General features: G+C 40.5%; 12 protein-coding genes. 1 reads left to right on the top strand and 11 read right to left on the bottom strand.

Annotation, left to right across the window (positions count from 1 at the left end):
* The 10 genes from A5N85_RS17605 to gyrA form a co-directional block, all read right to left on the bottom strand.
* Positions 1–123, bottom strand: a 123-nt coding sequence (locus A5N85_RS17605; protein WP_143143207.1) for a helix-turn-helix domain-containing protein, incomplete at its 3' end; no start/stop codon positions are given.
* Positions 124–438: 315 nt separating this feature from the next.
* Positions 439–978 carry a thermonuclease family protein gene (locus A5N85_RS06720; protein ID WP_072576544.1) on the bottom strand — a complete coding sequence of 180 codons (540 nt, stop codon included), beginning with the start codon at positions 976–978 and terminating at the stop codon, positions 439–441.
* A 4-nt stretch (positions 979–982) separates the two neighbouring features.
* Positions 983–1,273, bottom strand: a complete 291-nt coding sequence (locus A5N85_RS06715) for an integration host factor subunit beta (RefSeq protein WP_072576543.1) — start codon at positions 1,271–1,273, stop codon at positions 983–985.
* Positions 1,274–1,354: 81 nt separating this feature from the next.
* A complete protein-coding gene (rpsA, locus tag A5N85_RS06710) occupies positions 1,355–3,028 on the bottom strand; it encodes a 30S ribosomal protein S1 (protein WP_072576542.1) in 1,674 nt (557 codons plus the stop codon).
* Between the two features lie 9 nt (positions 3,029–3,037).
* Positions 3,038–3,721, bottom strand: coding sequence for a (d)CMP kinase (gene cmk / locus A5N85_RS06705; protein WP_072576541.1), 684 nt, complete (start codon positions 3,719–3,721; stop codon positions 3,038–3,040).
* Positions 3,714–5,021, bottom strand: a complete 1,308-nt coding sequence (gene aroA / locus A5N85_RS06700) for a 3-phosphoshikimate 1-carboxyvinyltransferase (RefSeq protein ID WP_072576540.1) — start codon at positions 5,019–5,021, stop codon at positions 3,714–3,716. The genes cmk and aroA overlap by 8 nt, the downstream gene beginning before the upstream one ends.
* On the bottom strand, positions 5,018–5,902 hold the full coding sequence (locus A5N85_RS06695; protein ID WP_072576539.1) for a prephenate dehydrogenase: 885 nt from the start codon (positions 5,900–5,902) through the stop codon (positions 5,018–5,020). Before A5N85_RS06695 ends, aroA begins: the two co-directional genes overlap by 4 nt.
* 50 nt (positions 5,903–5,952) lie before the next feature.
* The gene (gene pheA, locus A5N85_RS06690; protein WP_072576538.1) at positions 5,953–7,035 is read right to left on the bottom strand and encodes a prephenate dehydratase; all 1,083 of its coding nucleotides are present in this window, start codon (positions 7,033–7,035) and stop codon (positions 5,953–5,955) included.
* The gene (locus A5N85_RS06685; protein WP_072576537.1) at positions 7,032–7,763 is read right to left on the bottom strand and encodes a tetratricopeptide repeat protein; all 732 of its coding nucleotides are present in this window, start codon (positions 7,761–7,763) and stop codon (positions 7,032–7,034) included. The genes pheA and A5N85_RS06685 overlap by 4 nt, the downstream gene beginning before the upstream one ends.
* A 2-nt stretch (positions 7,764–7,765) precedes the next feature.
* Positions 7,766–10,324: a DNA gyrase subunit A gene (gyrA, locus tag A5N85_RS06680; RefSeq protein WP_072576536.1), complete on the bottom strand. Its 2,559-nt coding sequence runs from the start codon at positions 10,322–10,324 to the stop codon at positions 7,766–7,768.
* Positions 10,325–10,494: 170 nt separating this feature from the next.
* Between gyrA and A5N85_RS06675 the strand changes: the two genes are divergently transcribed.
* A complete protein-coding gene (locus A5N85_RS06675) occupies positions 10,495–11,223 on the top strand; it encodes an OmpA family protein (RefSeq protein WP_245935972.1) in 729 nt (242 codons plus the stop codon).
* Positions 11,224–11,289: 66 nt separating this feature from the next.
* Here A5N85_RS06675 and A5N85_RS06670 read toward each other — a convergent pair.
* A partial coding sequence (locus A5N85_RS06670; protein ID WP_072576535.1) for a phosphoethanolamine transferase occupies positions 11,290–12,012 on the bottom strand: 723 nt, incomplete at its 5' end.

Below are 12,012 nucleotides of genomic sequence, written 5' to 3'. Positions count from 1 at the left end.
ATTTTTAATCCAGCTATAGACGGTGAATTTGCTGATCTTGTAGCGCTTTGCAACAGCGCGCCAAGTTTCTCCATTAGCAATATCGTTAAGAATTTTCTGTCGGAATTGGCTACAGTAGGTCATAGGATATGCTCAGTTTATTTTTGATAATTCTACTACAAGTTGTTCTTTATATCTGCTTTGGATGGATTGGATTATAAGTGATTTGACTATAATACTATAACTATTCTAGTAGCCTTTCACTATAGATAAATTTCAATTTTTCAAATTGTAAAAACATATTAAAATTATAGTGTTATTTTTCTACTAGTAGTAAAAATTCACGTAAAACGGAATTTTGCAAAGGTCTCATATCATTAGTAATGAAGATGATATCTTCTCCAAATATTTGGTAGGATAGGTTGCTTTTTTTGCCCCCAAAAACCTAATTTGTGTTTTTTAGCAAATTTTTCTGCATTCTTTATATTTTTTTTCTGTATTTTTATAACGATAGGCAAATGCCCAACCTGTCTTAACCATTTTTAAATTAATATTTTCATGGTTTTGATTGTAAAGAATTCCCAATTGCCGTTTATATTTATCTATACCTGTAGGTTGTAGATAGAATTTATTAGGTAAATATTTTTGTAGCGCTAATGTAGATTGTTTTCCCCATGGGTATTGTAAACTTTCTGGTGCATCAATACCCTGCAATCTAATGTGTAAATGACGTTTATCGCAGATAGCAATCACGGTATCTCCATCAATTACTTTTTGTAAAAAACAAGTAGTTTTTGATTCTCTTTTAGAGAAAGGATATGATTTTTTTGAGTAAGAAGTAGGCGGGTAGAGAATAGTGAAGATAATAATAATTAGTCCGCTATAACTCCAAACAGGGATGCTACTCTGAAAATTAAGAAATAATTTCTGGAAAAGCTTGAATGGAAATAAAAACAACGCCCAATATGGGCGTTGTGCGTTTTTGTTGGTGTTTTTCATTTTATTAGTCTTTTAGACTTTCATCAACACGTTCTCTGAGTTCTTTTCCGGCTCTAAAGTAGGGAATAGACTTCGCAGGAACTTCTACAGATTCACCTGTTTTAGGATTGCGTCCTGTACGTGCTTCACGGTAATGTAATGAAAAGCTACCAAATCCACGAATTTCAGCACGATCGCCTTTTTCTAAGCTTTGGCAAATTTTTTCGATAATCAGCTTTACTGATTCTTCAACATCTTGAGCACGCAATTCAGGATAGCGCATACTCAAACGCTCAATAAGTTCAGACTTGGTCATGCGTATTCCTTAAAAGAAAAGTATTTTTGCGACTACAAATCAATGTAGCCACAAATCATAATTAAAAGATGTTTGTAAAAATTAATCTTCAGAGTTTTCTAATTCTTTGAAGATATCTCCAAGAGAGGTACTTGCTTGGTTATCTTTACGAGTATAGTCTTGGATAACGGCTTTTTCTTCAGCAACATCTTTTGCTCTAACTGAAAGTGTGATATTTTTGTGCTTACGATCTACGTTGATAATTTTAGCTTCAACTTCATCGCCGACGTTATAAAGTTTTGTTAAATCTTCTACACGTTCAATAGCAGCCTCAGAAGCTTTAAGTGTACCAGTAACGCCTTCAGCTAACTCAATAGTTGCTTGACGCTCATCAACTTCAATGACTTTACCGCTAACAGTTGCGCCACGAGCATTTGTAGAAGTAAATTGTGCAAAGTTATCTTGTGAAAGCTGTTTTACACCGAGTGAAATACGTTCACGTTCTGCATCGATTGCTAAGATAATAGCTTCTACTTCTTGACCTTTTTGGTATTCACGAACGGCTTCTTCACCGTTGTCATCCCATGAAAGATCAGAAAGGTGTACTAAACCATCAATACCGCCATCTAAGCCGATGAAGATACCAAAGTCAGTAATAGATTTGATTTGACCTTTAACGTGATCGCCTTTATTGAAGTGTTTGCCAAATTCTTCCCATGGGTTAGCTTGACATTGTTTCATACCTAATGAAATACGACGACGTTCTGGATCAATTTCAAGAATCATTACATCGACTTCTTGACCAACCGCAACAAACTTGCGTGGGTTAACGTTTTTATTTGTCCAATCCATTTCAGAAACGTGGACTAAACCTTCAACACCGTCTTCAATTTCAACGAAAGCACCGTAATCAGCGATGTTGGTTACTTTTCCATGAAGTTTGGTATCTGCTGGATAGCGTTCTGCAATATCGCCCCAAGGATCAGCACCGAGTTGTTTCAAGCCAAGAGAGACTCTTGCACGATCGCGGTCGAATTTTAGAACTTTAACTTCTACTTCATCGCCAATATTAACGACTTCAGATGGGTATTTGATACGTTTCCATGCCATATCAGTGATATGTAATAGACCATCAACACCACCCAAATCCAAGAACGCACCGTAGTCTGTGAGGTTTTTAACCACTGCTTTAACCACATCACCTTCTTGAAGGTTTTTCAATACTTCTTCGCGTTCTTCTTTGTATTCTTTCTCTAGAACAGCGCGACGAGAGATAACGATATTGTTGCGTTTTTGATCGAGTTTAATGATTTTGAACTCAATTTCTTTCCCTTCGATTAATCCAGGATCTTTAACTGGACGAACGTCAACAAGTGAGCCTGGTAAAAAGGCTTTAACGCCTTCAACATCAACGGTAAATCCGCCTTTTACGCGACTAGATACGATACCAGTAACGGTTTCTTCGTCGTTAAATTTTTTCTCTAAGATTTCCCAAGTGCGGATACGTTGGGCTTTTTCGTGAGAAATTTGTGTTTCGCCATAGCCGTTTTCTAAGGCTTCGAGCGCAACTTCAACTTTATCGCCTTCTTTAACAGTAAGTTCACCTTTTTCATTGGTAAACTCAGATAGAGGAATAAATCCTTCTGATTTTAATCCGGCGTTTAATACAACAAAGTCTTTACCAATCTCCACGACTTCGGCTTCAATAATGGCACCGGGTTTAAGTTCGGTCGTTTCAATACTTTTTTCAAAAAGGTCTGCAAATGATTCTGACATGGATAATCTCTAAGATCCGTTCAAGTTAAAAAAATGGGCTACAAATAAATTTTTAATTTGTTGTAGCACCTCGTCAACCGATAATTCAGTTGTATCAATGACTACCGCGTCCGAAGCTGGTATAAGTGGGGCAGTCTTTCGATTGCGGTCACGCTCATCACGCTCAGCAATCTCTTTTTCAAGGGTGGCTAGGTTAACATTTTCTCCTTTCGCTTTCAACTGCTTATAGCGTCGTTGTGCACGAACTTTGCTATCTGCATCTAAGAATATTTTTAGTGACGCTTCGGGGAATACAACGCTGCCCATATCTCGTCCGTCGGCAATTAAAGGAGAGTTTTTAGCAAATTCTCGTTGGAGAGTCAGTAGCGTAGCACGAATTTCAGGTTTGGCGGCTAATAGAGAGGCTTGTTTTCCTGTGATTTCTGTTCGTAGTTGTTTGTCAACATTTTTTCCATTTAGAAAAGTGGAAATTCCTTCGTCTTGAGTTATAAATTGAATAGCCATATTAGCGATTGCCGTTATTTGTTGTTCAATATCAGCTTCTAATAATTCTTTATCTTGAAGCTGTAGTACAGCGAGGCGATAGAGCGCACCTGAGTCTAGGTATTGCCAACCATATTCTTTAGCTAGACGAAAAGCGACCGTTCCTTTTCCGACGCCACTCGGACCGTCAATGGTAAGAATTTTACGCATTTTGTGCCTCTATCTGCATTCCGATATGATTGGTTAGGGTTTGAAAATTAGGGAAAGAAGTTGCGACATTTGCACAATCTAAAATTCCGATAGGGGCAGATGAGCGTAAGGCGGCAATGGCAAAGCTCATGGCGATACGATGATCACCATGGCTATTGATTGTGCCACCAGAAAACTCCCCTCCAGTGATGTGAATGCTATCTTGAGTAGTTTCACAATCAATATTTAAAATTTTGAGACCTGCTTCCATTGCAGCTAGACGGTCGCTTTCTTTGACACGCAATTCTGCTAAATCATTAGCGGTCGTTTCGCCTTGCGCGCATGCAGCTGCGATAAATAGAATTGGAAATTCATCGATAGCAATTGGAACAAGCGCTTCTGGGATATGGATGCCTTTTAATGATGAGGCGTGTACGATTAAATCTGCAACGGGCTCACCACCTGCTTCACGAATATTTTCTAATTGAATATTCCCGCCCATTTGCTGAAGGATATCGATGACGGCTGCTCGGGTTGGATTGATACCAACGTTTTGGATACGAAGGCTACCTTCTTTAGCAATTAAAGCTGCAACGATAAAGAAAGCGGCGGAAGAAATATCGCCGGGAACCATAACATTGCAAGCTTTAAGTGATTGCCCGCCGACAATGCTTAATGTATTTTTTTCTTGCGTAATCTGAACGCCAAAGCCTCGTAACATTCGTTCACTATGGTCACGACTTACTCCGCATTCATGAATATGAGTTTCTCCTTTTGCATATAGACCAGCTAAGAGCAAACAGGATTTCAGTTGTGCGCTAGCAACAGACATTTGAAAGTCGATACCTTTTAAAGGTTTTCCATGAATGACTAATGGCGCCGTTCCGGTTTCGCTGGTTTGAATATCTGCACCCATTTGAGTCAAGGGTTGTGTAACTCGGCGCATGGGACGTTTCATGAGTGATTGGTCGCCAATCAAGGTACTTGAGAAATTTTGTCCTGCTAAAACACCTGCCATCAGACGCATACTGGTGCCGCTATTACCAACGTCTAGCGCTTGTTTGGGCGCTTGTAGTCCGTATAAGCCTTGTCCTTTTATGGTTACTTTACCTTCGCCATGGTGAGTAATGGGGACTCCCATTGCTTGAAATGCGCGTAGCGTTGCTAAACAATCTTCGCCTTCTAGAAAACCGCTGACTTCTGTAGTGCCTTCAGCCAAAGCCCCCAACATAATAGAGCGGTGTGAGATGGATTTATCGCCGGGGACAGAAATATCGCCCTCTATTTTCTGGCAAGGATGACTGTGCCAAGTAATTGTCATGATTGTTGTTCCTTTTGATAATGGGTGTCGCGTGCGCGTTTGGCACGAGAAAAAATCGTTTCAATATCGTCGCCATTTCCTTCTGCTAATAATGTTTCGAACGCTTCAATTCTGCGACGATATTGCGTTAATAAGCGGCGTAATACGTTTGGATTATGGACACAAATATCACGCCACATGACTGGAGAGCTAGAAGCAATCCGTGTGAAGTCTCGGAAACCGCCAGCGGCGTAAGTGAATATTTCTTCGTGATGGAGATCTTGATCAAGCATATCTACCAGCAGATAGGCAAGCACATGAGGTAGGTGACTAGTTGCGCCTAAAATCTCATCATGTGCGTCAATAGAAAGATAACTGATTAGCGCGCCAGCTGCATGCCAAATACGGCTAACAATCCCTAAGGCGCGATTATCTGTATTATCTAGTGTCGTAAGAATGACCTTATGGCGTTGGAATAAGGTGGCATCGGCAGCAGCAACGCCACTTTTTTCTCGTCCCGCAATTGGATGCGCAGGGACAAAATTATCAGGAATATCGCCAAAGGCTTGGCGGATAGCATCTAATACAGAGCCTTTAGTTGAGCCAACATCTGTAATGACAACGGTTTCTTTTAAAGAAATTTGTGCTAATGATTGGCAGACGGTATATAAGGCATCTACTGGGGTAGATAAAACAATAATATCGGCTTCTGATAAATCTTCCCAATCTACAGCGCGATCAATAACGCCAAGCGCTAAAGCTTCAGCTAGAGCAGCTTTAGAAGCATCAATTGCAAGAATTTCATCAACAATGTTTGCGCGTCTTAATGCTAGCGCTAAAGAGCCACCAATTAGACCAATACCAATAAATGCAACTTTGCCAAGTGATGAGTGAGTGAGCAAAATATGTCCTTAATTAAGATAATGCATGAGATGAAAAATAATAGGTATTTCTATTCTGCCGCTTTTGGATAGCTTCCCAATACGCGGAAAAGGCTTGCCGTTTGCCGAATTTCGGCAAATAAGGTCTGCATTTCTGGCTGGCTTTGATGACCTTCTAAGTCAATAAAGAATATGTATTCCCACATTCCTCGTCGGCTGGGGCGTGATTCTATTCTCGTCATATTTACACCGTGACGTTCAATCGGTTCAAGCAATTTATAGAGCAACCCGGGACGATTATGTGCGGAAACTAAAATACTGGTTTTATCCGAGCCACTCGCATCAATGTATTGATTACCAATGACGAGAAAACGCGTGGTATTGTTGCTGTCATCTTCTATATGGCTATATCGGACAGGAATATCGTATAAATCGGCTGCCATTTTGCCAGCAATCGCTGCGGTATTTGTATCTTGTGCAGCGCGTTTGGCGGCTTCGGCATTACTGGCGACAACAATTAATTCCACATGAGGTAAGTGTTCGGCAATCCAACGTCGGCATTGGGCAAGCGATTGACTGTGTGAGTAAATGGTCTGTATGTCGGAAAGTTGCGTAGCTTTGCTTAATAGGTTTTGTGCGATTTTCAGCTGCACTTCTCCGCAAATATTGAGTGGCGAAAGAGCAAGGGTATCTAGCGTGTGGGTAACCATACCTTCGGTAGAGTTTTCAACAGGAACAATTCCATACTGACATTCCCCTGTTTCAACGGCTTTAAAGACATCTGCAATGCTACGCATAGGCTGAGTATCCACGGAATGCCCAAATTGTTTAAGTGCGGCTGCTTGAGTAAAGGTCCCTTCAGGACCTAAGTAAGCAATGTTTAAGGGTAACTCTAATGCAAGGCAAGCGGACATGATTTCTCTAAATAGTCGCGCCACTTCGTTATCCGGTAAAGGACCTTGGTTAAGCGATTTTAAGCGTTCCAATACTTGGCGTTCGCGTTCTGGACGATAAAAGACGATATTAGTATGTCCGCTTTCTGCTTTCTTCACTTCCCCAACTTGTTGCGCACAGCGAGCGCGTTCGGAAAGTTTGGTAAGAATTTCGGCATCAAGCGTGTCGATTTGTTGACGGAGTTCAGCTAAAGATTTCATGGTGTTTTTTTGATGATTTGACAGGTTGGATTATCGTTAGTACTTTGGGTTTGACATTTATTCACAGTGAGTTTCTTATCTGCCAATGCTTTTAATAATTCTTGTGCATGGTTATCGTTTGGATAATGTTTTAAATACTGTTTAAGGTATTTTTGTGCCTTTTGAGGCTGATTTTCAGAGAACGCGACAATTGCTAAGCCAAAATTAGCACTTTTTTGACCGTGCTTGAGTGCTTTTTCTAGCCATTTTTTCCCTTCGGTAAGATTTCCACTGTTTGCGAAAAAAACGCCATATTCTTCTTCTAATGCAGGAGTTGATTGTTGCTGAAGCAAGCGTTGGTAATAATGTTCTGCTGCGTTCCATGCATGAGGGATATCTAAATTATGAGCTACTGTAGAAATGCGTGCCAAATTTAAAATTATCCATTGTTTTTGCTCAGCATCAAATGCATTTTGCTGAGTTTCAAAGACAGTGGTTAGCAGCTTGTTGAGTACTATCGCATCTTTTTTAGCGGTCGCTTTATCTTGTTCATTATCAAACTGTGGTGGATAACCTTTTGCATGTTGCCATAGTTGATCAATCGCTTCAAAAATCGGGTCAAGGGTTATCAACACTTGACCGTTATTTTGAGATTGCTTGATGGTTTCAAATTCAAAGGCGCGATAAGGCTCAGTATGAACCAGTATTGATAAAGGAAATAAAACCGCTAAGAGAAAAGTGCGCTTCATTATTATTCCTCATTTGATGGTTCTTCTTCACTTTCTTCCGATACGATTTTCGCAACCGCAATAAGTTTTTCCGCGTCGCTAGTGCGAATTAAGCGAACGCCTTGCGTATTACGTCTGCTCACTGAAATTTCTGAAACACGCGTACGGACTAAAGTGCCGTTATTGGTAACTAACATGATTTGCTCGTCTTCGGAAACTTGTACGGCATAAACGGCATCGCCGTTACGTTCGCTACAAGCAATAGAAATAATGCCTTTACCGCCACGCCCTTTGGTTGGATAGTCTTCGGCGGGAGTGCGTTTCCCGTAACCATTTTCGGTAATGGTGAGAATATCGCCTTGCGTTTGCACGACGCATAATGCGATAACGCGTTGTCCATTTTCTAACGTCATACCTTTGACGCCTGTTGCGCCACGGCTCACGCTACGGATTTTTTGTTCTTCAAAACGCACAGCTTTACCTGCGTTTGAGAATAGCATGATATCTCGACTGCCGTCAGTAATAGCGACATCTACCAATTCATCGTCCTCAGATAGATTGATGGCAATAATGCCACTTGCACGAGGGCGAGAATATTCGGCTAATGGTGTTTTTTTCACCGTCCCACCTTTAGTAGCGAAAAAGAGATATTGGTCTTCGGGATATTCACGAGTGGTTAAAATTGCATTTAAGCGTTCATCTTTTTCAAAAGGTAGCAGGTTGATGATAGGCTTGCCTTTTGCATTACGTCCTGCTTGCGGCAATTCATAGACTTTTAACCAATAAACTTTACCTTTATTAGAGAAGCACAACATGGTGTCATGCGTATTGGCGACAAATAATTGTTCAACAAAGTCTTCATCTTTAACGGCAGTAACGCTACGTCCTTTTCCGCCGCGTTTTTGGGCCTCATAATCACTGAGTGGTTGCGCTTTAATGTAGCCTTCGTGTGAAAGGGTAATGACTCGATCTTCTTCGGCAATTAAGTCTTCTAATGATAGATTTAAGTGCTGATCAAGAATTTGGGTGCGACGCTCGTCATTAAATTGCGCTTTAATTTCTAATAACTCTTCACGGATGACTTCAATTAAGCGCTCAGGGATTTGTAAGATATCTAAAAAGCTTTCGATATCTTTAATAATGGATTGAAACTCTTCAATAATTTTATCTTGCTCCAAACCAGTTAAGCGGTGTAAACGTAAATCTAAAATCGCTTGTGCTTGCTCTGGTGAGAGGAAATATTGTCCATCAATTAAACCATATTCACGGCTTAAACTGTCTGGACGAGAATTTTCTGCGCCCGCACGTGCAAGCATATCCACCACTTGTCCCGGCTGCCAAGCGCGGGCAAGTAAAGCCGCTTTTGCTTCAGATGGACCTACAGATTCCCGAATTAGCTGAATAACTTCATCAATATTGGCAAGGGCAATGGATAAACCTTCTAAAATGTGTGCGCGTTCGCGGGCTTTACGTAATTCATAAATGGTACGACGTGTCACCACTTCACGGCGATGTGAAATAAAAATGTTCAAACATTCGCGTAAGTTGAGAATTTTAGGTTGTCCGCCAATTAAAGCAACCATGTTAATGCCAAAGACGGTTTGTAGCTGAGTAAGTTGGAATAAATTATTGAGAATGACTTCAGCAACTTCGCCGCGACGCAGCTCAATCACCATCCGGATACCGTCTTTATCCGACTCATCGCGCAGTGCAGTAATTCCTTCAATTTTCTTTTCTTTAACCAAATCACTGATTTTTGTTAGCAAGTTGGCTTTGTTTACTTGATAGGGCAGTTCATCCACAATGATTGACTGTTTGCCATTATGCTCGTCGGTTTCAATATGCGTTTTTGCACGAATATAAACTCGACCTCTACCCGTTTCGTAAGCCTCTTTAATACCTTTACTACCATTGATCAATGCTCCAGTTGGAAAATCAGGTCCCGGTAAAAAGCGCATGAGTTCTGACGTATTTGCTTCTGGATGATCCATTAAATGTAAACAAGCATCTAAGGTTTCTCCTAAATTATGTGGTGGAATATTGGTCGCCATCCCAACGGCAATTCCCGTTCCGCCATTGACCAATAAATTAGGAATGCGCGTTGGTAGTACTGTTGGCTCAGTTTGAGAGCCGTCATAATTTGGCACAAAATCGACGGTTTCTTTTTCAATGTCAGTCAGTAAGCTATGTGCAATTTTTGCCATTCGCGCTTCGGTATAACGGTGTGCAGCTGGAGGGTCACCATCAATTGAACCAAAGTTTCCCTGTCCATCAATAAGTGGATAGCGTAAAGAAAAAGGTTGTGCCATACGCACCAATGTATCGTAAATCGCGCTGTCACCATGAGGATGGTAGCTCCCCATCACATCCCCAATTACTCGAGCAGATTTGACATATTTCTTATTCCAAGCGTTCCCATTTTTATTCATAGAAAATAATACCCGACGATGCACTGGCTTCAAGCCATCGCGTGCATCAGGCAAGGCGCGACCAATGATTACGCTCATTGCATAATCTAGATAGGAATTGCGCATTTCATCTACTAGACTAACAGGAAGAATTTCTCGGGCAAAATCGCTCATTAGCTGTTCCTTCTTTAGCGATAAATAGCCGTGACCGGCATAAATTAAAATTGTTATTTTATCATGTTCTGCTAAAGGTTCGTGAATGTGTCATTTTTACCACATATAAATAGGATTATCGTTGCATTTTTAATACTTTCTCTTTGCATTTTTACTACAAACCGCTTATTATGCGCATTGGATGGGTATCACCCGATATCCGTGCATCAGAACGGCACAAACAACAGGTGTTGTCTGCCACGCTAAACAACGAACTTGCAAGTTTTGTTATTTGGGAGAATACAATGAAACTGAAAAAACTACTTGCGGTTGCTGTACTTGCTTCATTTGCAAGCTATGCTTCTGCACAAACTCAATTGGAAGATTTAACTTCCAATGCCGGCGGCGAACAAATTTTAGTTAAAAACAACTTTGGCGAATGTGTCACTGTTCAAGCCAACCGTAATCTTACTGGCTGTGGCGCACAAGAGCCGGCTGTCCAAGTTGAGCGCGTATTAGAATCACAAGTCATCACTTTGTCTGCTGATACTTATTTTAATTTTGACAAATATAACCTTAAGCCCGAAGGTAAAGCTGCTATTCAACAATTAGCACAGCAATTAAATGCTCGTGGTGCTGATGTTCAAAAAATTGTTGTAGTTGGTAATACTGACTCAATTGGTACAGAAGCTTATAACCAAAAACTTTCTGAGCGTCGTGCAGCAACTGTAGCAAATTATTTAATTGAAAATGGTGTTCCAGCGCAAATCATCCAAGCTTATGGTGACGGTGAAAATAACCCAGTCGCTTCTAATAAAACTGCTGAAGGTCGTGCGCTTAACCGTCGTGTAGTCATTACGGTTGACGGTATAGTTGAGCGCCCAGTGAAACAAGAAGTTATTGTTGCACCTGCTCAATAATCACATATTTTAACTATATGCCTAATCCAGCCCCGCAAATGCGGGGTTTATTTTTACGGGTGCTTTTTAAATTTTACAATTAGCTAACATATCGTCTTTCTTTTGATAAAGAGAACCTTGCACTGAAAAAGCACCTAATAAAGTGGAAAAGATATTATCTTGCCCATAAGGAGTCGTATTTTTTTGGCAATCAAATAGTAGCTTTGGATTATCACTCCAAATCATCATTGGAATAGTGGTTTGCTCTTTAGGCGCAAAAGCATAAGGAGTTCCGTGAAGATAAAGCCCATTTTCTCCCAACGATTCCCCATGATCAGATAAATAAAATAAAGTCGCTTTTGTGTTTGTTTGCTTTTTAAGCATTGAGATAACCTCTGATAAAAGCTTATCCGTATATCTAATAGTATTATCATAGGTATTTACTAAAGCCTCATGCGTGCAATTTTCAATATCACTTTGCGCACAAGTCGGTTGGAAAAAGGCTTCACTTTCTGGATAACGCTTATAGTAGGTTGGACCATGACTTCCCATTAAATGTAGAACAATTAAAGTGTCTTTATCAATAGGAGTGGTATCAAGATAGTGAGAGAGCTCTTTGACAAGAATTTCATCATAGCAACTTCCATCGTGGCATAAGGGAGAAGATGTCTTGTTCGGAAAATTCTGAACATTTGTCATACGATCGCAAGTGCCTTGACAGCCACTATCATTATCTAACCATAGAATGCTTACCCCAGTTTTTTGAAGGATATCAAGAATGTTACTTTGATTTAGCGCTTCTTTACGTTC

Source organism: Suttonella ornithocola (assembly GCF_001889065.1).
GTDB lineage: Bacteria > Pseudomonadota > Gammaproteobacteria > Cardiobacteriales > Cardiobacteriaceae > Suttonella_A > Suttonella_A ornithocola.
This window is presented reverse-complemented; position numbering and strand designations above follow the sequence as displayed.